Source organism: Pseudomonadota bacterium (assembly GCA_039815145.1).
GTDB lineage: Bacteria > Pseudomonadota > Gammaproteobacteria > Steroidobacterales > JBCBZW01 > JBCBZW01.
In genome coordinates, this window is the sequence record JBCBZW010000032.1 from 26,100 (window position 1) to 47,495 (window position 21,396).

Annotated in this window: 16 protein-coding genes; 3 read left to right on the forward strand and 13 right to left on the reverse strand. The window is 67.8% G+C overall.

What is annotated here, in order from left to right; all coding sequences use genetic code 11:
* Positions 1-22: 22 nt before the first annotated feature.
* The 10 genes from AAF184_10605 to gcvT form a co-directional block, all read right to left on the reverse strand.
* Positions 23-1,063, reverse strand: coding sequence for a glycoside hydrolase family 5 protein (locus AAF184_10605; GenBank protein MEO0422777.1), 1,041 nt, complete (start codon positions 1,061-1,063; stop codon positions 23-25).
* A 21-nt stretch (positions 1,064-1,084) separates the two neighbouring features.
* Positions 1,085-2,488 carry a GTPase/DUF3482 domain-containing protein gene (locus tag AAF184_10610; GenBank protein MEO0422778.1) on the reverse strand — a complete coding sequence of 468 codons (1,404 nt, stop codon included), beginning with the start codon at positions 2,486-2,488 and terminating at the stop codon, positions 1,085-1,087.
* Positions 2,485-3,912, reverse strand: coding sequence for a DUF2868 domain-containing protein (locus AAF184_10615; GenBank protein ID MEO0422779.1), 1,428 nt, complete (start codon positions 3,910-3,912; stop codon positions 2,485-2,487). The genes AAF184_10610 and AAF184_10615 overlap by 4 nt, the downstream gene beginning before the upstream one ends.
* Before the next feature lie 170 nt (positions 3,913-4,082).
* Positions 4,083-4,463 (reverse strand): hypothetical protein, encoded by a 381-nt coding sequence (locus AAF184_10620; GenBank protein MEO0422780.1) that lies wholly within the window; start codon positions 4,461-4,463, stop codon positions 4,083-4,085.
* A 176-nt stretch (positions 4,464-4,639) separates the two neighbouring features.
* The gene (locus tag AAF184_10625) at positions 4,640-6,154 is read right to left on the reverse strand and encodes an aminotransferase class III-fold pyridoxal phosphate-dependent enzyme (protein MEO0422781.1); all 1,515 of its coding nucleotides are present in this window, start codon (positions 6,152-6,154) and stop codon (positions 4,640-4,642) included.
* A 181-nt stretch (positions 6,155-6,335) separates the two neighbouring features.
* A complete protein-coding gene (locus tag AAF184_10630; GenBank protein MEO0422782.1) occupies positions 6,336-9,260 on the reverse strand; it encodes a trypsin-like peptidase domain-containing protein in 2,925 nt (974 codons plus the stop codon).
* Positions 9,261-9,313: 53 nt separating this feature from the next.
* Positions 9,314-10,252, reverse strand: coding sequence for a carbohydrate kinase family protein (locus tag AAF184_10635; GenBank protein ID MEO0422783.1), 939 nt, complete (start codon positions 10,250-10,252; stop codon positions 9,314-9,316).
* A 216-nt stretch (positions 10,253-10,468) separates the two neighbouring features.
* Positions 10,469-10,969 carry a thiol peroxidase gene (gene tpx / locus AAF184_10640; GenBank protein MEO0422784.1) on the reverse strand — a complete coding sequence of 167 codons (501 nt, stop codon included), beginning with the start codon at positions 10,967-10,969 and terminating at the stop codon, positions 10,469-10,471.
* 55 nt (positions 10,970-11,024) lie between these two features.
* Positions 11,025-11,411: a glycine cleavage system protein GcvH gene (gcvH, locus tag AAF184_10645; protein ID MEO0422785.1), complete on the reverse strand. Its 387-nt coding sequence runs from the start codon at positions 11,409-11,411 to the stop codon at positions 11,025-11,027.
* Between the two features lie 38 nt (positions 11,412-11,449).
* A complete protein-coding gene (gcvT, locus tag AAF184_10650) occupies positions 11,450-12,595 on the reverse strand; it encodes a glycine cleavage system aminomethyltransferase GcvT (GenBank protein MEO0422786.1) in 1,146 nt (381 codons plus the stop codon).
* A gap of 214 nt (positions 12,596-12,809) precedes the next feature.
* Between gcvT and pcaF the strand changes: the two genes are divergently transcribed.
* Genes pcaF through AAF184_10665 form a run of 3 tightly spaced genes read left to right on the forward strand, consistent with a single transcriptional unit; the run spans position 12,810 to position 15,951 of the window.
* Entirely contained in the window at positions 12,810-14,018 is a 1,209-nt protein-coding gene (pcaF, locus tag AAF184_10655; protein MEO0422787.1) for a 3-oxoadipyl-CoA thiolase, read from the forward strand.
* On the forward strand, positions 14,019-14,861 hold the full coding sequence (locus AAF184_10660) for an ATPase (protein ID MEO0422788.1): 843 nt from the start codon (positions 14,019-14,021) through the stop codon (positions 14,859-14,861). It begins immediately after the preceding gene.
* A gap of 16 nt (positions 14,862-14,877) precedes the next feature.
* Entirely contained in the window at positions 14,878-15,951 is a 1,074-nt protein-coding gene (locus AAF184_10665; GenBank protein ID MEO0422789.1) for a homoserine O-succinyltransferase, read from the forward strand.
* Here the strand turns inward: AAF184_10665 and paaZ are convergent.
* The 3 genes from paaZ to AAF184_10680 all read right to left on the reverse strand — a co-directional run.
* Positions 15,948-17,993, reverse strand: coding sequence for a phenylacetic acid degradation bifunctional protein PaaZ (gene paaZ / locus AAF184_10670; protein ID MEO0422790.1), 2,046 nt, complete (start codon positions 17,991-17,993; stop codon positions 15,948-15,950). The genes AAF184_10665 and paaZ overlap by 4 nt on opposite strands.
* A 33-nt stretch (positions 17,994-18,026) precedes the next feature.
* The gene (gene ubiH / locus AAF184_10675) at positions 18,027-20,618 is read right to left on the reverse strand and encodes a 2-octaprenyl-6-methoxyphenyl hydroxylase (GenBank protein MEO0422791.1); all 2,592 of its coding nucleotides are present in this window, start codon (positions 20,616-20,618) and stop codon (positions 18,027-18,029) included.
* Positions 20,615-21,396, reverse strand: a 782-nt coding sequence (locus AAF184_10680) for a M24B family metallopeptidase (GenBank protein ID MEO0422792.1), incomplete at its 5' end; no start/stop codon positions are given. The genes AAF184_10680 and ubiH, both read right to left, overlap by 4 nt.

A 21,396-nucleotide genomic window follows, 5' to 3' on the forward strand; every position in this document is an offset into this window, starting at 1 on the left:
CCAACAGCAGCAACCGGCATCCTTACTCTGCTCGCCCGGCGTAGTCGCTGGCATGCCAGTTACGAATGATCTCACTCACCAAACGGCCAGATTCGGTAAAGCTTCGATCGTCCCAATCCGCCCGCGGTGACGCCGACATCGTCAACATCGACGCACCCTCCCGCTTGCTGTGCAACGACCAGTTGCAGTGGGTGAGCTCGTATTCGCGCATGAACGCCACCCAGCGCGCGGTCGCCTCGTGGTCGACGGCGCCATCGCCCGTGGCGTTCACCGCGCCCCATTCGGTCACGACGATCGGTAGCTTGCGCTCGAGGGCGTAGCGGGCCTTCGCGCGCAAGGACTCGCCGTGGGAGCCGGCGTAGAAGTGCAGCGTGTAGGCGATGTTGTCGAAGCCGAGGATGGGGTCGTCCGCGGCCTTGTCCACGTCCTGCGACCAGGTCTGCGTTCCCACGATGATGAGGTTGTCCGGATCGATCCGACGAATGGCGCCGATAACGCGCTCGGCGTAGGGCTTGATGGTGCTGGACCAGTCCGTGTCCTGCAGCGGTTCGTTGTAGATCTCGTAGATGAGGTTGGGGGTATCGCCGTAGCGGCGCGCCACTCGTTCGAAGAAGGCGACGGCGGCGTCGGGGTGATCTTCAGCGTGGTGGCTGTGCCAATCGACGATGAAGTACATGCCCTCGCGGATGGCCGCGTCGGCAACTGCTTGGATGCGTTGCCAACGGCCGGCCGGGTCCTCCAGGTAGCCCCCCGGGGTTTCGGCGCCCATGGGAATGCGGATGATCGCGGCGTTCCACTCGCGCTGAACGAAGCTGACCACCTCCGCGTTGAAGTAGTTCGCGGGCTCGTTCGCCGCGCGGTCACCCCAACCGGCGTTGCCCCAAAACAGGCTCGGGCCGGCGACGGACCAGACCCGCCCGCGCGCATCCACCACACGCCCGTCCTCGACCGCCAGTGCACCATGCACCTCGACGGCGGTCCGAGAGGGCTCCGCCGCGATGGCAGGCGGCACCACGGCCAGTAGCAGCAGTGCGAAGACAGCGAGCAGTGAGCGAACGCTCATAGGGCCAGCGCCTGCCGCGGGTCAGTCCGCGACGGTGGCCTCGAGTTCGAGCAACTTCGAGACCGCCTCGACCAGCGCGGGTCGCACGTCGTCATCGTTGCGCAGGCGCTTGAACAGCACCACGAACTCACGCCGCAGGCCTTGCGGCACCTGGTCCATGAGTGCCGTGCCGTCGGCCACGGTAAGTTCCAGAGCCTCGCGTCGCGCGTGATTGCGCTCCTCCACCAGGTGGTGGTGAATCCAGGCCCGGCCGAGGAGCACCCAGGGGAAGTTCACGGCGCTTACCGGCCCCACCTGCAGCATGCGTCCCCCGAGCGACTGCCCGAGCACCTTCACTTTGGCGAGCTCATCGCCTGCGAACCACGCCCCCGTGCTGCCGACGACGGCGCCGATGGCCGCGCCCATGAGCAGGGAAGCCCCGCCGAGCATGAGATCCACGCCACCGCCGGCCACGGCGCCGGAGACGGCACCGGTCCAGAGCAACTGCTCGCGCGAGAGGCCGAAGATCTCCCAGTTATCGGTGGTGAACAGGTCACCGTCGCCCACGCTCGTCTGCGATTCTGCGCGCTCCAGAGACTGGTGCTGGTAGTGCGCCTGCACCTGATCCCGGCACTGTTGCTCCAGATCCCGCAGATCATTCATGAGCCGGTTGCGCAGCTTCCCGGCCAGACGATCGCGGTCTCGTTCCTCGTTGAGGCGCGTGCTGCAGGAGGCACGCAGCGCAGCCGTCAGGAGATCGGCGATCGACTCGGCGCTGCGCTCGCGCCGACGCTGACGATCTTGCTGCAGCACCTGAACCGCGCGCGTCAGACGTGGGCTCACGCGCTCGTCGAGGGCGGCGAAGGCGTCGAGCAGGGCGATGCGCTTGTCGAAGTCGGCGTGCACGGCGTTGAACTCGCGCACGATCGAGAAGTACTGGCCGAGGGCGTCGCGCCACTCGGCCACGTGGTCGCCTTCACCGATACGATTGATGAGTGCCATGCGCGGCTGACCGGTCCAGCGCAGCACCTGCATCTCCACCTCGTACTCGAGGCCGAAGGGTTTGGCACCATCGACGACGTAGAGGATGCCCCCGCCCTCTAGGATGGGGTGGAGCAGTTCACACTCGTCGATGAACTTGTCATCGCCCCGATGCGCCTTGACGAAGTCGGCCACGCGGGCCGGCCGTTCATGGGCCGGCACCGGCTCGGACTCCAGCCAATCGAGGGCGGCGCGAGCGCGCTGAAAGCCCGGCGTGTCGACCAGGGCGTAGAGGGCCTCACCGTCAACCGTGAGCACGTAGCGTTCAGCTCGGCGCGTCGTTCGCGGCGTCGGCGCGATGGCGATCTGCGCGTCCTCCGCCAGGGTGGCGACGATGCTGCTTTTACCCTTGTTAGGTTGACCGACCACGGCGAAGGTGGGCGCGTTGGAAGGCTGGTCGCTCACGAGTTCGTCGCCTCCACCACGTACAGGGCGGGATCGCTGCGCTGAGCCAGCGTGACCGCCCACACATCTCGTTCGCCCGCCTCCACCGCTTGCCCGCTCGTGTCCACCGGCACCACGGTGATCGAGACGTCGGCACCGAGCAGCGAGCGCAGATCATCGATCAAGTCCAGGAACTCGAGTAGGGGCGGCTCCCAGCCCTTGGTGACCAGTACCAGACGCTGCTTGGCGTCCTCCAGACCGGCCAAGGCTTGATCCAACGCTTGCCCACTCTGGTGGGAGCCGACTTCCAGCACCGCCCCAGCCTCGATGGCGAACTGCCCGCGCAGCCAACTGACGCACTGTGCAGCCTCCATCGGGCTGTTCCACAGCAGCACGTTGGCACCGCCAGCGGTGAGCCTCACCCCGGCGTCCGGCGCGGTCGGCAAGGTCGCTTGCTCACCGGCGGCGGACGACTCGTGCACCACGAGCGGTGAACTCATGCGGTCGAGGAGCGCGCGCACCTGAGGATGATCGAGGAGCAGGGCCTCGTAGGCACCGTGGCGACGCCAGGACACCCAGGCCAGCAGCAGGGCGCGTGGCGCCAGGCCGTAGACCAGCAGCATCATGCAGACGAAGGGCCACCATTCGCCGAGGCGCGAGACATCGGGCGGCGCCGCGTTCTCCAGGCGAAAGTACTGGGACAGGGCAACCAGTTCGGCATCCGGCGCCGCCACGGGCAACCAGCCGCGCCAGGGCAGGGACACGCCGCTGACCAGGCCATGGACGAGGGAAGCGTCCACCTCCAGCGTCGTGCTCCAGCCGAAGGCGAGATCGGTGAAGGCGACTAACAGCAGCGCCAGGACGAGGGCACCGCAAAAGAACCCGACCCCCATCCACAGGGACAGGCGCAACGCTTCGAGCTGGGCCACGCGCGCCGGCGGTGTGTTGCCGCCGCGCCAGCGCAGGAAGTCCACATTGAGGCGCTTGTGCAGGAAGCCGGCGAGCCAGCGTCCGGGACTGAAGGTGGCCAAGCCTTCGCGTAGCCGCCGCACGCCCGGCAGGGGCAGCAGCAACACCGCTGTGGCGATGAAGGGCAGCCAGGGCACCACCACGAGCACCCCGAGCAGAGCGAACAGATTTACTGGGTAACGGCCATGGTAAGCGAAGGCGGCACCGGCAACACCGAGCCCCAGGGCGAATCCGAGCGCCGTCAGCGCCGTCACCGCCACCCGCAGGGCACCGTCGATGCGCGCGCCCGACTCCGCGCCCTCAGCCTGCAGAAGCTGCGACCCGACGCTGCTCCACCAATGCATGACACGCCCGAGCGGCGTGCCATCCTCACCGCCACGACCGATTTCTCGGTCACGCTGCAGGCGCTCCTCGTGAGGCGTGCCGCGATCTTCGTCGAGCGCTTGATGGAGCGAGAGGATTAGGGCGAGCTGCAAGGCGGTGGCGGGTCGCGCAGTCAGTGGAATGATGGCGAGCAGTCTACACCAGCGTGCCGGCGCGCTGGGCGCGCCGGGCGAAACGTTGGTGTGATCATCTGTGTCGGTGCGCTAGCCCTGAGCAGCGAAGGCGACCACGAGTCCTGCCCTGGGACTCGCGGGCGGAGGGCTCAGCCGGAGGACGAACCGCTACTGGCCTCGCCGTCCTCGCTCTTGGCCTTGTTGGCGGCGCCGCCCGTCGACCCGGGGAGGCAGCCTTCGGCACATCCGAGATAGGTCACCAGGCACTGGCGGGAACAACTGTTCTGGGCATCGGTCTCGGCCAGGCCGAAGCACCCGCGCTGGCAATTCACCTGCGTGTTCTCACACACACGCTGGCAGTCGCGCTGGCGAGGACCGCTGCCGCCGCCCCAGGATTTGATCTGGGCGATCATCAACCCGAGCGGATCCGAGCCAGGCTCAGCGACAGACGTGGCGTCCTCGGCCAACGCCAACGGGCTCGTTAGCGTGCAGAGCGCGGCGACCACGAGGGTGACGAAAAACCGTTCCATGAGAATCTCTCCAAGGCATCAGGGGGTCCGCCGAAAACTATACCGCGCGAGACCAGTCCATCAGATCCGCGGAGCGTCAGAACTTTGTTGAGCGCAGCAGGAAACGCGCCTCGGTTTGCGGCCGAGGGACGCGGCGGCTACCGCCAGGGTAGCCGCCGCCATGCGCCGACGCAGACTCAGCCGACGGCGACGCGCGCCTCGTCTTCGCTGATTCGAGGACCGTTCAGCAACGCATCGCGGGTGGCCGCGACGACCAGCTTGAGCTCTTCGCTGGTCACGCTGAACTGCGGCGTGAAACGCAGGCTGTTACGCCCGCCGTGGATCACGTTGACGCCGTTCAGGCGCAGGTACTCTTCCGTGCTGTCGTGGCCGTAGCACTTGAACTGATCCGACAGCTCGAGGCTGAACAGCAGCCCCGTGCCCTGCACCCCGGTCACCAGCTCAGGGCCGAGCTCGGCGCGCAGCGCCTCCAGCAAGGCCACGGCTTCCTTGCCGCGCTCACGGATGTTCGCGCGCAGCTCGTCCGTGACGCTCGTGAGCACCGCCGAGGCCACGTCCATCGCCTTCGGGTTAGTGGTCATGGTGTTGCCGTAGATGCCCGGGCGTTGGATCTGTCGGGCGCGCTCGTTGAAGGCGAGCACGGACAGGGGGAATTGACCGGCGTTGAGCGCTTTCGAGTAGGTCTCGAGATCCGGTGCCTGCTCGTTCTCAAAGCCCGGGTAGTCGACGATGGAGAGGCAGCCTTGGACGCGCAGGCCTGCCTGGATCGAATCGACCAGCAGCAGGCTGCCGTGGGCCAGCGTGAGCTCACGGGCCGCGCGGTAGAACTCGGGCGTGATGGACATGCCCGGGTTGCCCTCGCCCATCACGGGCTCCATGAACAGGGCCTCGATGAAGAAGCCCTCCTCGTCGGCGCGGCGGAACATCGCACGCAGATCATTGACGTTGTTAGGTTCTACCGTCAGCAACGAGTCCAGCTTGCGGTAGCTGGCCAAGTGCTTCTCATAGGTATCGCGGGTGGAGTCGGAGAACTGGGCGGGCCGATCGGTGCGGCCGTGAAAGCTCTTCGTCAAGCTGAGGGAACGAATCGGCTTACCTGCGTGGCGCCCGCCGGCGTCGGTCATGGCCTTGGCGTTCATGTCGGCGATGCGCGCGCCCACGCTCATCGACTCGGAGCCTGAGTTCAGGAACAGGAAGCTCTCGAAGGGGCAGCCATCGGCACGGCGATGGCCGATCTCCTTGCGCAGGAGTTCGATCAGACGCATCTGGCTCGGGCTCGGGGTCATCACGTTAGCCATGACGTGAGGTGCGCTCAGCACCTTCAGCACGTGCTCGGGGGCGTGGCCCGCGCCGAGCATGCCATAGCCACCGCAGTCGTAGAGCACGGCGCCCATGCTGGTCACGATCCAGGGACCGCGGGCGCCTAGCGCCACGTACGGGTTGACCGTGCCCGAGGGGTAGAAGCAGGCCACCTGCTCGTGCATGCGCTCTATCTGCGCGGCCTCATCGAGGTCGAACAGGCCGGGGTAGGCCGACAGCCAGCATTCGCGGGCCGACAGGGCGGCATCCACGGCCGCTTCCAGGCGCGCATCGTCAGCGGCGAAGCGGGCGATGACCTCGTCGTTGAGGCCGACGGTCTGACGCCGGCCGGGGCCCGCGCGCAGGGTGTCGAGTTTGCTCTTGAGCTCCATGGGGAGTCCTCCGATCGCGCACGCCCGATCTTGGGGTCTTTGCGGCGCGCGCTCAGCAGCCGACGTCATTGAAGCCGGACGACGGTTACGGCAGGACTGCCGCTGGGTACAGCCCGGCGCGGCAGGCCGCAGAGGGTAGCATACGGAGGGGGTTTCGGGCCGCCGACGGGGCCCGCGCAGCCTATTTCAGGCCGCGCACGCGGGTGTCCGGGGTGGGCGACATCTCCCCAGCCACGACACCAGGTTCCGCCACCGAATCGATGGGCTGGCGCTGCCAGCCGTCGGGACCCCGGCGCAACTCGTAGGCGGGCCAGTACTTGAGGTCCAGATTCAACGTAATCACGTCGCTCGCCCCGTTCCAACCGACGGTTTTCAGGCGCAGGGAGTCGCGATCACGACGGCCCGACACCGCGGCCACGAAGGCGTCGAGGTCGGGGATCGGCTCCCCGTCCACCTCCACCACGCGACGCCCGGCCCACAGGCCGTGGCGGCTCGCCGGTGAGCCGTACGCGAAGTACGCTACATAAGCCCCGTAGGGTTCGATGCCGCGCTGCGCCGCGAGCGCTCGGTGCGGTGCCTGCAGCAAAGCGCCCGCCCACACCACCGCGCGGTCCACGCCGCGGCCGCTGAGCGGCACGGTCTGCACGTTGATGTTGCGCATCGCCCCATCGCGCAGCACCGTCAGGGTGACCTGCGGGGCCGTGGTGCTGCCTTCGACATCGCGGAAGTTGGCCACCGGCTTGCCGTCGACGGCGAGCAGCAGATCCCCCGTCTCCAACAGCTGCGCAGCGGGCGACCCCGCCACCAGGCGCATCACCTTGAGCACCTGGGGAATCGCGGGTCCGTCGGGTCCCTCGAGCCACGCGATGTAGTCATCGGGAAGCCCCAGTTGGCGCGCCGCCGCCATCGGGATCGGCCACAGCTCCGCTTCGAGCGAACGCAGAGGCTGCTCCTCGCGAACCGCATTGACCATATCGGCCACGATGTCGATCGGCATGCCGCGGGTGACCTGCACCACTTGGCGCCCGTCCTGGTAGGCGAAGCTGGACCAGGTGGCCAGCACCGCGCCCTTATCGTTGGCCAGCACGCCGTCAACGGGCGGTGCGTTGACCACGGAGATCGTCTCGAGGTTCGAGTCGCGGAAGCGGAAGCTCCGCGAAAGCGGGAACTCCGCCGCATCCACGGACGCCACGATAGTGCCCTGGGAGACGATCTTATGATCGGACCGCAAACCCACCACCCAGGCCCTATCACCCGCCTTAGGTCGCAGGGTGCTGAAGGTGGCGGCGCGGGTCGGCGTGTCGCCGATCAGGGCGGGGTCGTAGTGCAGCAGCGTCAGGTTGTGCAGGGGGTGGACGTAGACGACTTCCGCGGGCACCTCCAGGGAGCCTGCGAAGGTCATGCGAACATCCCCCATCGCCACCGGCACCGTGTTGCGGTCGACCACCACCAAGCCGCGCTGCGCGTCCACGATGACGCCCGTGCCGTGGTAGTGGAGATCGGCCACACCGGAGACGGTGTAGGGCATGTCATAGTTGACCATGACCAGCGAGGGCGCCAGGTAATCGGCGCGCGGGTCCCCCACCTTGGCGAAGCGCGTGCTCGCCGCGGTCGGCGCCACCGCCGGCGGGCCGGGATCCAGCGCGCGGCAGGGCCAGTAGCCGAGGAAATCGTCGCGCTCGCAGGCGCGGTTCGGGAACCAGGCGCGATTCATGTTCACCACGCGCAAGGTCGACCGACGAGGATCGGCTTCCGTGAAGTAGCGAATGCGCAGGGGCTGCCCGTCGGGCACTTCCGCGAGGCGGGCCTCGAAGGCCCCGAGGGAACTGGCGTCGCGGCCGTTGAGCTCGGTGATCACCGCGCCGCGGGGAATGCCCGCCACGCTCAAGAGATACCCGGGCGATGCCACGTAGGTACCGCGCACGGGCACGTTCAGGTGCCGCGCCTGCTGGTAGGACAGGTCGTGCACGATGGCGCCGCCCACCTCGATGAGCGAGGCGGGCGTCACCCCGTGCAAATCGGCGGCCGTGACCGCCACCCGCAGGTCCTGCTCGCCGCGACGGATCAGAAGGGACACTTCCTCGCCGACGCTGGCGTCCAGGCGCTCCTCGAGGGGCACGAAGCGATTGACCAACACGTGATCGACGCTCACCAAGATGTCGCCGGGCTCCAACACCCCATCGCCGGGGCCCTGGGGCAACACCTCGTCCACCACCAGCATGCCGGTGCCTTGCGGGAAGGCCGCCCGCACGGAGGCTTCTGTACCTGATGAAAGCCCTAGGCGACGGAGCTCGTCGAAGGGCTTGTGCTTGAAGATCGTGAGCAAGCTTCCTCGGGCCACCTTAGACTCCTGCTGGATCAAGCGCAGGGCGCGGTGAACGCGGTCCAAGGGCAGGAAGAAACTCGACGCCGCGTTGTTGTTGGCGCCGGCGTTGAGGGCGACGACCCGCCCGTCGATGTCGATCACCGGCGAACCGGAGGACCCCCCGGAGGTGCTGGACGCGGCCTGGAAGTAAAAGGTGTTGAAGTCGTTGTACTTGTTCTTGCCGTAGGTGGGCGCGGCGCGATCGAGCTTGGCGATCGTGCCCGCCAGGATCGAGAGCTGCTCACCCGCGTCGTTGCCGATGACCCGTACGTCGCGCCCCACCTGAGCACCTTCCGGGTGCAGCTCGAGGGTGGGCGGCTGGATGTAGCGCAGGGCGGCCGGGTCGTAGCGGTAGAAGCCGAAGTCGTGCACGGGATCGCGGTACACGGGCACCAGCTCGACTTCCTCGTTATTGACGAATACGCCCTGCGCCACCACCGGCCCCGGCATGACCACGTGGCGGTTGGTGAGGACCAGGCCGCGCTCGGCGTCTACCACGAAGCCCGTGGCCTGGGTCGATTGGTTCCATTCCGTATCGAAGGCGCGCGTGCCGTCCACCCGAATCGACACCACACCACTGGAGACGCGCTCCAGGGTCTCGCTCCACGAAGGGGGCGGCGCTGGGGCCGGCTGGGCCTGCTGCGCGAGCGCGCAGTCGGCGGAGGTCCCGATCGCGCCCGCCAGGAGGGCGAGGGCGGTGAAAAGGCTTGGGCGGTAGAGCTGCATGGGCGATCTCGGCATCGACGTGTCCTGCTGTTTGGCAGGCATGGATCAGGAAGGTTCGCTCGGGTTGCCTACCAGGGTGCGGCGGAGCCGAAACTCTCCTGGTAGCGCCGGGCCAGCTCGTCGCGGTCCGGACGGTGATTCTGGGTGCCGTGAGACTCGATTTTCACCGCGCCCATGAGCGAGGCGAGGCGACCGGTCACCTCCCACCCGAGCTCATTCATGAGGCCGTAGAGCAGCCCCGCCCGGTAAGCGTCGCCGCAGCCGGTCGGGTCCGCGAGACCGCCGACCGGTGCGGCGGGAATCTCGGTGATCTTCCCGTCGCTGTGGATCTGCGAGCCCTCGCCGCCGCGGGTGACGATCAGGGCGCTCACCCGCTGCGCCAGGGCACTCGGCTCGAGACCCGTGCGCTCGCTGACGAGCTGCATTTCGTAATCGTTCACCGTGAGCCAAGTGGCGAGCTCCACCATCTCCAGCAGCTCCGGCCCCTCGAATTGGGGCAGGGCCTGGCCGGGATCGAAGATGAAGGGGATGCCGGCGGCCGCGAACTCTCGCGCGTGGCTGCCCATGCCGTCCTTACCGTCCGGCGAGACGATGCCGATGGAGATCCCGGCGTCGCTCGGCACCGCTTGCTCGTGAGCGTTGGCCATGGCGCCGGGGTGGAAGGCCGTGATCTGGTTGTCGTCGAGATCAGTCGTGATGTACGCCTGAGCCGTGAACTGATCGTCGTAGGCGCGCACGTAGCGAGCGTCGATGCCCTGGCTGGCGAACCAGTCGGCGTAGGGGGCGAAGTCCCTACCCACGGTGCCCATCGGTACGCCGTCGCCACCTAAGAGCTTGAGGTTATAGGCGATGTTGCCCGCGCAGCCGCCGAACTCGCGGCGCAACTCCGGCACCAGAAACGCCACGTTCAGCATATGGATCTTGTCGGGCAGGATGTGATCCTTGAAGCGGCCCGGGAACACCATGATGTTGTCGACGGCCAGGGACCCGCAGATCAGTGCTGTCATGCGCTCAGTTTCTCCGTCGAAGTGGAAGCGGCCGCCTGTCGGCCATGACAGGGGCGGGTGGGGACACGACGACACGAGAGCTGGGCGAGGGCCAGCGCAGCCGCTCGGATCGGGTCCAAGCGGCGGAGTCTACTGCAATCGCCCGCGAGCTGCCGTGACCTGAGCGCGGCAGGCATGCGGGCGCGTCGCGGGGGGCCGCGACGCGCCGAGGCGCGCCTAGCCGAGGGCTTTTATGGCTGCCTCGTAGTCGGGCTCGTCGCCGATCTCGGTGACCAGCTGGGTGTGCACGACCGTGTTGTTCTCATCCAGCACCACCACAGCGCGCGCCGTGAGACCGGCCAGGGGGCCATCCTCGATCAGCACGCCGTAGTCACTGGCGAATTCCTGGTTGCGCATGGTCGAGAGCGCCAACACGTTCTCCAGCCCCTCCGCACCGCAGAAGCGCGACTGGGCGAAGGGCAGGTCGGCCGAGATCATGAGCATCACCGTGTCCGCGTGGTCCTTGGCGTACTCGTTGAAGCGACGCGTGGACAGGGCGCAGACCGGCGTATCGACGCTCGGGAAAATGTTCAGCAGCTTGCGACGGCCTTCGAATTCGTTGAGGCCCACGTCGGCGAGGTTCTTGTCCGTCAGCGTGAAGTCAGGCGCGGCGGCGCCCACCTTCGGGAGCTCCCCGTTGGTGTGAATCTCGTTGCCGTGGAGGGTAATCGTTGCCATCGTCAGGAAGCTCCTGAAGTGAGAGAAGGTCGTAGTGTCCCAGATCGCCGCGCGGTCAGTCGCTGATCAGCGCGCGATAGGCCTCGGCGTCGAGCATGCGCTCGGCCCACGCATCATCGCTCGGTCGCAAGCGCAAGATCCAGCCGTCGTCGTACGGGTGCTGATTGACGAGGTCCGGGGAGTCGTCGAGGGCGGTGTTCACCGCTACCAGTTCGCCCGCCACCGGACTGTAGACGTCGGAAGCGGCTTTCGTTGATTCGACTACGGCCAAGGCATCGCCTTGGGAGACTTCCTGACCTGCCTCGGGCAGATCGACGAACACCAACTCGCCGAGCTCGGCTTGTGCGTGCTCGGTGATGCCCATCACCAGCGTGCCGTCGTCCTCGGCGCGAATCCACTCATGACTCTCTGTGTAACGCAGATCGCCAGGTACATTGCTCATTATCTTTCTCCCCTGTACCGAGCCTGGTCATCCGGCGCTCAGGCGCCAGCCCTCACGAACGGCGGCGCGGCCAGTTCTGCCCGCACGCGCCGTTGGCGAATCTGAACGAAAAGGCTTCCCGCCTCCACTTGCTCGCGAGCATCGCTCCGCATGCGCCAGAGGGCAACACCGTGGCCCAGGCTGGTGGAAAAACTGCCGCTAGTGATGGTGCCGACGACGCTGGCACTGTCGGCGTCTGCGCCGGCGAGCACCTCGCAATCCGCCCGGGGCACGCCCTTATCGATCAGGCGCAGGCCTCGTCGCAGGAAGCGCGCGGGCGCGGCGCCTCGCTCAGCATCGACCGCCACCCGACCGACGAACTCCCGCTGCGCGTCATCCAGGTCGAGCAGCCATCGCAGGCCGACCTCTTGCGGGCGGGTGGTCTCGTCCATGTCGCTGCCGTGGAGGTTCAAGCCCGCCTCGAGACGCAGCACATCGCGGGCGGCAAGCCCGCAGGGGGCGACCTGCGCCTCCTGCTGCAAGCGATCCCAGAGCGCCTCCACCTGCGCGTGGGGCAAGCAGATCTCCACACCGTCCTCGCCCGTGTACCCGGTACGGGAGATGAAGGTCTCGCCCACCTCAACGGCATGAAAGCGCGGCAGGGTGCTGAGCGCTTCGATGTCGGTGCTACCTAGCGTGGCCGCCAACACGGGCATGATGCGCCCCACCGCCTGCGGGCCTTGCACCGCGATCATGGAGAGGTCGTCGCGCTGCATACGCGTGAGCGGCGGGCCGTCCCACGCCTGCAGGCGCGCTTCGAACCAACCCGTGACCCGCTCGCGCGTGCCCGCATTACTGACGATGCGGTAGGCGGGTTCGCCCGCCTGGTCGTCGCGCCGAAAGACGATGAGATCGTCGATCACGCCGCCCTCGGTGTTGAGCGCGCACGTGTAGCGGCCGGCGCCAGGGCCGTCCAACTTGGCCACATCGCTGCACAGCAGAGCGCGCAGCCAGGCGCTTGCGCCAGCGCCGGCGAAGTCGGTGATCATCATGTGGGAGACGTCGAACATGCCCGCGTCGTTGCGCACGGCGCGGTGCTCGTCGAGCGCCGAACTGTACTGCACGGGCAGCTGCCAGCCGGCGAAGGTAACCAGGCGAGCCCCGGCGCGCTCGTGGGCGCTTGCCAGTGCGGTCAAGTGAGACACTAGATCTCCAAAGGTTAAGCGCCGCCCCGACGCGACTGGCGCGGATCATAGCCGATCCCCCGAGGCGCTCACCAGCCTGCGCCCGCGCCGCTCCCGCGCCCTGCGCTAGCCTTCGGAAAACGTGACAAAATCAGCCAGCGAGAGGGCCGGTGATGCGCTGCGGGCGACAGGGTTCGTGCGCAGGCGAAGCCCCGAAAGCCACCCCGGAGAGACGATGCAACCCGTGTACATTTGCGACGCCGTGCGTACGCCCATCGGTCGCTTCGGCGGCGCCCTCGCTCACGTTCGCGCAGACGACCTTGCCGCGATCCCCTTGCGCGCGTTGATGCAGCGCCAGGCGGCGGCGGTCGACCCCGAGCGCATCGACGAGCTGGTCTACGGCTGCGCCAACCAGGCCGGCGAGGACAACCGTAACGTCGCGAGGATGGCGAGCCTGCTCGCGGGGCTCCCCCCGAGCGTGCCGGCCATCACCGTCAATCGCCTCTGCGCCTCGGGCATGGACGCGGTCGCGATGGCGGCTCGCACGATCGCCTGCGGCGAGGCGCGACTGGCCATCGCCGGTGGCGTCGAGTCCATGTCCCGCGCGCCCCTGGTCATGCCTAAGGCGGATGCTGCCTTCAGCCGCCGTGCCGAGATCTTCGACACCACCATCGGTTGGCGCTTCGTCAATCCTCGCATCCAACGCGAGTACGGCATCGACTCGATGCCCGAGACCGGTGAGAACGTGGCCGAGCAGTGTCAGGTGTCGCGCGAGGATCAGGACGCGTTCGCCCTGCGCTCTCAGCAACGCGCGGCGCAGGCGCAGGCGAGCGGTCGCCTGGCGGCGGAGATCACCCCGGTCGAGATTCCCCAGCGCAAGGGCGATCCGCTGCGGGTGACGCGCGACGAGCATCCTCGTGCCGACACCACCCTGGAAGCCTTGGCCCGCCTGAAGACGCCCTTCCGCGCGAACGGCACGGTGACGGCGGGCAACGCTTCCGGCGTGAACGACGGCGCCTGCGCCGTGCTCCTCGCCAGCGAAGAGGCGGTCCGCGAGCACGACCTCACCCCCATGGCACGCTTCGCCGGGGCGGCCAGCGCGGGCATCGAACCACGGGTCATGGGCCTCGGCCCCGTGCCCGCCACGCGCCGCTTGCTCACCCGCCTGGACCAGCCACTGGACGGCGTCGACATGATCGAACTGAACGAAGCCTTCGCCGCCCAAGGCCTCGCCGTCCTACGCGAACTGGGTGTCGACGACAACGATCCACGCGTGAACCCGAACGGCGGCGCCATCGCCCTCGGCCATCCCCTGGGGATGACCGGCGCACGGCTGGTGGCCACGGCGGCGCACTCGATCCAACGCGGCGAAGCCACCCGGGCCCTCGCCACCATGTGCGTCGGCGTCGGCCAAGGCGTCGCCAGCCTCCTGGAGCGCCCCTGAATGCGCCTCACCGGTAAGGAGTTTCGCCACCTGCCCTCGCGGGCGATCACGCTGCTAGGCATGTCCGGCGTGGGCAAGACGCGCCTGGCTTCGCGCCTGCGCCACCAGGATTGGTTTCACTACTCGGGCGACTATCGCATCGGCACGCGCTACCTCGGGGAGCCCATCCTGGACAACATCAAACGCCAGTTGATGACCGTGCCCTTCGTGCACGACCTCCTGCGCTCGGACTCCATCTACGTGGAGAACAACATCAGCATCGACAACCTGGCGCCCCTGTCCACCTTCCTCGGCAAGCTCGGCGACCCGGAACACGGCGGCCTCGACCTGGTGGAGTTCAAGCGGCGTCAGCGCCTGCACGAGCAAGCCGAGGTGGCCGCCATGCTCGACGTGCCGCAGTTCATCGAACGCGCCCAGGCGATCTACGGCTACCAGCACTTCGTCAACGACGCCGGGGGCAGCCTCTGTGAGCTGGACGACCCGCGGGTGATGGAGGTGTTGGCCGAACACACCCTGGTGATCTACATCCGTGCCTCGCAAGCCGACAGCCAGGCACTTGTACAGCGAGCCGTGGCGAGTCCGAAGCCGATGTTCTATCGCGAGGCGTTCCTCGATGAACAGCTCGCCGAGTACATGGGTGAGCGCCAGTTGGAGTACGTCGCGCTGATCGATCCTGATGATTTCGTTCGCTGGATCTTCCCACGCCTGTTCGAGGCCCGGGTGCCACGCTACGAGGCGATCGCCGCACGCTACGGCTACACCTTGGAGGCCGCCCAGCTGGCTGAGGTGCAGAGCGCGGACGACTTCGTCGATCTCGTCGCAGACCTCCTGGACCGCGCTTGAGCGAGCGACCGACGCCATGCCCCTGGTCTCCCATAATCCCCTACCCACCTTCGCCCGCCTCGCGCGCGAGGGCGTCACCGTGGTCTCGCGGGCGCAGGCGGAACAGCAGGACATCCGCGAGCTGCACATTGGCCTGCTCAATCTCATGCCCGATGCAGCCCTGGAGGCCACCGAGCGCCAGTTCCTGCGCCTGATCGGGGAAGCCAACCAGATCGCTCAGTTCTACCTGCACCCGTTCACCCTGGAGAGCGTCGAGCGCAGCCCCCGCGCCAAAGCGCACATCGAGGCCCACTACGCCCACTTCGATACGATGGCCGAGGCGGGCCTCGACGCGCTGATCATCACCGGTGCCAACGCGACGAGACGCGATCTCTCCAAGGAACCGTTCTGGGCTGAACTCACGGCGGTGTTCGACTGGGCCTTGCAACACGTCACCTCGACCCTCTGCTCGTGCCTCGCCACCCACGCGCTGCTCCAGCACGCGCACGGCGAGGTGCGCCAGCCCCTGGGCTTCAAGCGTTGGGGGGTGTACTCGCACACGGTCAGCGACCGCACACACCCCTTGGTGAGTGGCGTCAACACACGCTTCGATGTCCCCCACTCGCGCTGGAATCACATCTCGCGGGACACCTTCGAAGCCCACGGCATGGCGGTGTTGGCGGCGAGTGAGGAGGGTGAGGTGCACCTCGCCGTGAGCGGCGATGGCATTCGTCAGGTCTGCTTCCAGGGGCATCCGGAGTACGACGCGATCACCCTGCTCAAGGAGTATCGTCGCGAAGTCGCGCGCTGGGTGGCGAAGGAACGATCCGATCCACCGCCCTTCCCCGAGCGCTACTTCTCCCCGCGCAGCCGCGCCATCCTGCTCGAGTACCAACGACGTCTGGCGACACCTACGACGAACGTTGGCCTGGAGAGCTTCCCCGAGGCGCTACTGGTGCCCGCCCTGCACAACAGCTGGCACGACACGGCGGAAGCGATCATGGACAACTGGATCGGTCTGGTCTACCGCCTCACCAACGTGGAGCGCGGCCGCCCATTCGCCGAGGGCGTAGATCCGACGGCGCCGCTCGACTGGAGGGCCCAGGCCTAGTGGGCCGCTGGCTGCTCGCTGTCCACCAGCGTCAGCACCGTGTAGCTGGCGGCGATCTCGCCGTGCTGATTGCGCAGGTCCACCGCCCAGCGCACCTCGCCATAGCCTTGGCCGTAGCGCATGGTCTTCTGCTCGCAGGTGAAGTGCACGGTGATCTCATCGCCGAAGTACACCGGGGTGAGAAACCTGAGATCCTCGAGGCCGTAGTTGGCCAGCACCGGCCCGGGCGCCGGATCGACGAACATGCCGGCGGCCGCGGAGACGAGGAAGTAGCCGTGGGCGACGCGTTCGTCGAAGAAGGGGTTCGCCTTGGCCGCGTCGCTGTCCATATGCGCGTAGAAGCGATCGCCGCTCAGGGCGGCGAAAGCCTCCACGTCCTGTTCGGTGATCTTGCGCGGGCCGACCACCAGGGACTCGCCGACACGTAGCGCTTCGAAGCGCTTGCGGAAGGGGTGAAGACCCTCGCTATCCTGATGGGTGGCGGCGCCACGTACGTAACGACGGCACACGGCGCTGAGCACGTCCGGCGAGCCCTGCACGGCCGCGCGCTGCAGGTAATGCAGCACGCCCCGCATGCCGCCTAGTTCCTCCCCGCCGCCCGCTCGCCCAGGGCCGCCGTGGATCAGGTGCGGCAGGGGGGAGCCGTGGCCCGTGGCCTCCTTGGCGCTGTCGCGATCGACCACGTAGACCCGGCCGTGCCACGCCGCCATGCCAAGAACGATGTCCGCCGCCACCTCCCGATCGTGCGTGAACAGCGACCCGACCAGGCTGCCGCCGCCCTTGGCCGCCAACGCGATGGCATCGTCCACCGAGTCGTAGGGCATCAAGGTGCTGACCGGACCGAAGGCCTCGACGCTGTGCACGGCCTCGCCCTGCAGAGGCTTTGGACAATAGAGCAAGGTGGGGGCGACGAAGGCGCCGCGTGCTGGGTCCGCGCCTTCCAATCGCGTCGGCAGCGATTGGCCGCCAAGCACCACCTCACCTTCGCGCGCCAACTCACCGATGCGCTCATGCACCTCGCGGCGTTGATCCAAGCTGACCAGGGGCCCCATGCGCACGGCATCCAGGCGCGGGTCGCCGAGCACGGTCTTCGCCAGGCGTGCCTGCACCGCCTCCACCACTGCCTGGCAGTGGGCAGCGGGCACGATGGCGCGCCGGGTGGCCGTGCACTTCTGCCCGGCCTTGGTGGTCATCTCCCGCACGAGCTCCTTCACGTAAAGGTCGAACTCGGGCGTGCCAGGGCCCGCGTCCGGCCCCAGCACGGAGCAGTTCAAGGAATCGGCTTCCATGGTGAAGCGTACGGCGTTGTTCACGATCGCCGGTCGTTGCTTGAGCATCATGCCCGTGGCCGCGGAGCCCGTGAACGCCACCACGTCCTGGCAGGTCACGTGGTCGAGCAAGTCCCCGGCGCTGCCGCAGATCAACTGCAGGGCGCCCGGTGGTAGCAGGCCGGAGTCGATGATCTGGGCGACCAGCACCTGGGTGAGGTAGCAGGTCTGCGTCGCGGGCTTGGCGATCACCGGCATACCGGCGATCAACGCTGGCGCTAGCTTCTCCAGCAGCCCCCACACGGGGAAGTTGAAGGCGTTGATGTGGATGGCTGCGCCCTCGAGGGGCACACAGATGTGGCGGCCGAGAAAGGTGCCCTCGCGGGAGAGCACCTCCGTGGGGCCGTCCACGAAGAAGGGTTCGTCGGGGAGTTCACGCCGCGCCTTGCTGGCGTAAACGAAGGCGGTGGTGATGCCACCGTCGATGTCGACCCAGGAGTCCTTGCGTGTGGCACCGGTGGAAGCGGACAGGGTGTACAGCCCCTCCTTGCGCTCGTTGAGGTGCTTAGCCATCGCCTTCACCATCAACGCGCGCTGGTGGAAGGTCATGCGCCGCAGGGCGGGGCCGCCGACACTGCGGGCATGCTCGAGCATGGCCGCAAAGTCGAGGCCGTCGCTCGAGACCTGACCGACGGGTTCACCGGTGGTGGCGTCCAGCACCGCACGGGCGCTATCGCCCGGGGCGATCCAGCGATCTAGCGCGTAGCCTGGGATGCTGTTCACGGATGATCTCCTCAAGTCTTCTTTTCAGCCCGGGGGCCGTCGGGCGAGCAGCGGTGGCACGTTGCCACTGATCCCCATCGCACGCCGGGCCAGCACGGACTTCACCGGATCGAGACGATCCACGGCCGCGAGACCCGTGCGCCGCAGGGTGTCCACGAGCGGGTGGCGGGAGGCGAACAACCGCTTCAGGCCATCCAGGGCGGCGGCCGTCGCGAGGTTCTCGCCCTTGCGGGCGCGTTCGTAGCGCTCGAGCACGTAGTGATCGCCGATCTCCTCGCCGCGTTCGGCGGCCTCCGCCAGGGTGCCGGCGAGGGCGGCCGCGTCGAGGAACCCAAGGTTCACGCCCTGACCGGCCAGCGGGTGCACCACGTGTGCGGCGTCACCCACCAGGGCCACGCGCGGCGAGGTGTAGCGACGGGCGTGCATGACCCGCAGGGGAAACGAGGCGCGAGCACTAGTCAGTTCGAGGTGACCGAGCACGCCCTCACTGGCCTCCTCGACCGCTCGCTCGAAAGCGTCGGGTGAGAGTTCGGACTGAAGCTCGTGCGCGTGCTCCGGCCGGGTCGACCACACGATGGAGACGCGACCGTCGGCGAGCGGGAGGAGCGCCAGAGGCCCATCGGCGAGGAAGCGCTGGCGCGCCGTTGCGCCATGGGGTCGCTCGGGCCGCAGGTGCGCGACGACCCCTGCCTGACGGTACTCATGGGTACGGGCGGGGATGCCCGCCAAACTGCGCACGCGCGACTCAGCGCCGTCGGCACCGACCACCAGGCGGGCGCGCAGGGCCCGTCCATCGTCCAACTGCACGACGATCGCCTCGCGCGGCGTAGCCGCCGACCCGATCCCTGCCACACCCGTAGGCGCCAGCAGATTCACGTTGCGCTCGCTATGTAACACCTCGTAGAACGCGCTGAGCAGGGCGGCATTGTCGATGATGTAGCCGAGGCAGGGTTCAGCGAGGCGGGCGCAGTCGAACTCGATCCGCGCCTCACGCGCGCTCGCCCCCTCCCACACTTCCATGCGTTCGTAGGCGATCAGCGAGCGTGGATCAGGTCGCGCGCGCACGAGTTCAAGCAGGCGCCAGGTGGCGTGGGAGATGGCGGAGACGCGCAAACCGAACTCGAACGCTCCCACGGGCCCAGCCAAGGGCGAGGCCGCGGCCGGCGGCGGGGCCCGATCGAGCACGGCCACGCTGAGCTTGGTGGTGTGCGCGAGCAGAGCGGCGAGGGAAGCCCCCACCAACCCACCACCGACGATGACCACGTCGTAGTCCACCGCGGGCGACGCACTCATGAGGCACCGCCGGTAGCGGCGCGCTGCGTCGGCGCTGGTAAGGGGCAAGCCGCGGGCCAGGCGAGGTGACTTACCGCCCATGCCCATCGCATTGCGTGCGAAGGCCGACTTCGCCCCCGGCATGAGATCCAGGGCCAGAAGACCTAAGCCCCGCGCCATGCCGATCGGTGCAGCAGGTTGGGTAAACAAGCGCACTAGCGTGTCGGTAAAGGCGCTCACCTGGCCGCGGTCTTCCGCGCGCCAGCGCAGGAACGCATCGAGTAACGCGCCGCCGCCCACATCGATGAGGCCATCGGCCAAGGCGTCGGCGATCAACTCCGCCAGCCCCGCCGCATCGCGCAACCCAAGGTTGAGGCCTTGACCGGCCACCGGGTGCACGCCGGTGGCTGCGTTACCGACCAGGGCGACGCGCGGCGGCAGCAGATCATCGCGTGCACGGCTCAGCCACAGGGGAAAGGCGGCGCGCGGCGAGGTGTGGGTTAACCGACCGAGTCGAAAACCGAAGGCCTCCTGAAGCGCTTCGAGAAACTCAGCATCATCCAGCGCCAGTAGGCGCGGCGCATCATCGCGCCACACGGTCCACACCACGTTGCTGCGCCCCTCCGTCAGCGGCAGTAAGGCGAGGGGGCCGCTACCAATGAAACGTTCGTAGGCGACGTTCTCATGGGGACGCTGGGTGGTGACGTTGGCGACGATCGCCTGCTGCCGGTAGGACTGAAGATCCGCTCCAACGCCCAGCAACCGACGCACGCTCGAGCGCGCACCATCGGCCGCCACCAACAGTTGCGCCCGCAACTGCACGGGCGACTCCTCAGCGTCGACCGCGAGGGTAATCGTCGCCGCCTCGAGATCCGCATGGGCCGCGGTGACCTGCGCCGGCGCCCACAGGTCCAACTGACCGGCGGCGGGCGCCTGGTCGCGTTGGCCCAACGCGCTCATGCGCGTCCAAAGTCGCTGCTGAAGATCGCTGTTGTGCACCACCTGGCCGAAGGCGTTGACGCCTTCGGCCTCGGCGTTCAGGCGAGTGCTGCCGAACTGTCCGCGATCTGAGACATGAATATGCCGGATGGGCACGGCCGCCGACTGCAGCTGGGGCCAGACGCCGAGCGTCTCGAGAATCCGCTGGCTACCTAAGGCGAGCGCTGTGCAGCGCGCTTCGTGAACGGCGCCCTGCGCCCTGTCGGCGGGCTCCTGCGGCGGCGCCATGGCCTCCACGACGGCCACTCGCAGATTGAGGGGGGCCAGGGCAAGAGCGAGGACGCTGCCGACGGCGCCGCCACCGACGATCACCACGTCGTAGGCGCGCGCGTCGCGCGCGTTCAAGGAGCCGCACCTGCGGCGCGGCGGGGGCGAGAGCGTCGGGCGCGCGCAGGAGGAGGTAGGGTGTCGGCGCCGTCTGCCATCAGCGCTTCGATCTCATCCACCTCCTTGGGCACGGAGGCGCTCAGCACGTCCTGGCCGGTGCGAGTGACGAGCACGTCATCCTCGATGCGCACACCGATACCCCACCACTTGCGCGGCACGCCCTTGCTGCCAGGCGCGATGTAGATGCCCGGCTCCACCGTGAGCACCATGCCGGGTTCGAACTCGCGCCAGGCGTCACCCACCTTGTAATCGCCCACGTCGTGCACATCCATGCCGAGCCAATGACCGGTCTTGTGCATGAAGAAGCGACGGTAGGCCATATCTTTGATGAGCTTGGGCACGCCGCCCTTGAGCAACCCCAGGCGCACCAGGCCGCGGGTGATGATCTTCACGGCCGCCTCGTGGGGAGCGTTCCAGTGGTTGCCCGGTTGCACGGCCTCGATCGCCGCGTACTGAGCCTTCAGCACGAGTTCGTAAATCGCCCGCTGGGCGTCGCTGAAGCGACCGTTCACCGGAAAAGTGCGGGTGATGTCTGAGGCGTAGCACTCGATCTCGCAGCCTGCATCGATGAGCAGCAGGTCGCCGTCCTCACAGGCTTGATCGTTCTTGATGTAGTGCAGGATGCACGCGTTGGCGCCGCTCGCTACGATCGGCGGATAGGACGTGCGCGCACCCGCGCGGCGGAAGGTGTGCGCGAGCTCGGCCTCCACCTCGTACTCGAACATGCCGGGCCGAC

Excerpts from the sequence above, each read along its gene's own strand:
- AAF184_10625 (MEO0422781.1), bottom strand. The coding sequence starts at position 6,154 with ATGGAGCTCAAGAGCAAACTCGACACCCTGCGCGCGGGCCCCGGCCGG.
- AAF184_10605 (MEO0422777.1), bottom strand. The coding sequence starts at position 1,063 with ATGAGCGTTCGCTCACTGCTCGCTGTCTTCGCACTGCTGCTACTGGCC.
- AAF184_10660 (MEO0422788.1), top strand. The coding sequence starts at position 14,019 with ATGCGCCTCACCGGTAAGGAGTTTCGCCACCTGCCCTCGCGGGCGATC.
- pcaF (MEO0422787.1), top strand. The coding sequence starts at position 12,810 with ATGCAACCCGTGTACATTTGCGACGCCGTGCGTACGCCCATCGGTCGC.
- gcvH (MEO0422785.1), bottom strand. The coding sequence starts at position 11,411 with ATGAGCAATGTACCTGGCGATCTGCGTTACACAGAGAGTCATGAGTGG.
- tpx (MEO0422784.1), bottom strand. The coding sequence starts at position 10,969 with ATGGCAACGATTACCCTCCACGGCAACGAGATTCACACCAACGGGGAG.
- AAF184_10620 (MEO0422780.1), bottom strand. The coding sequence starts at position 4,463 with ATGGAACGGTTTTTCGTCACCCTCGTGGTCGCCGCGCTCTGCACGCTA.
- AAF184_10665 (MEO0422789.1), top strand. The coding sequence starts at position 14,878 with ATGCCCCTGGTCTCCCATAATCCCCTACCCACCTTCGCCCGCCTCGCG.
- AAF184_10630 (MEO0422782.1), bottom strand. The coding sequence starts at position 9,260 with ATGCCGAGATCGCCCATGCAGCTCTACCGCCCAAGCCTTTTCACCGCC.
- AAF184_10635 (MEO0422783.1), bottom strand. The coding sequence starts at position 10,252 with ATGACAGCACTGATCTGCGGGTCCCTGGCCGTCGACAACATCATGGTG.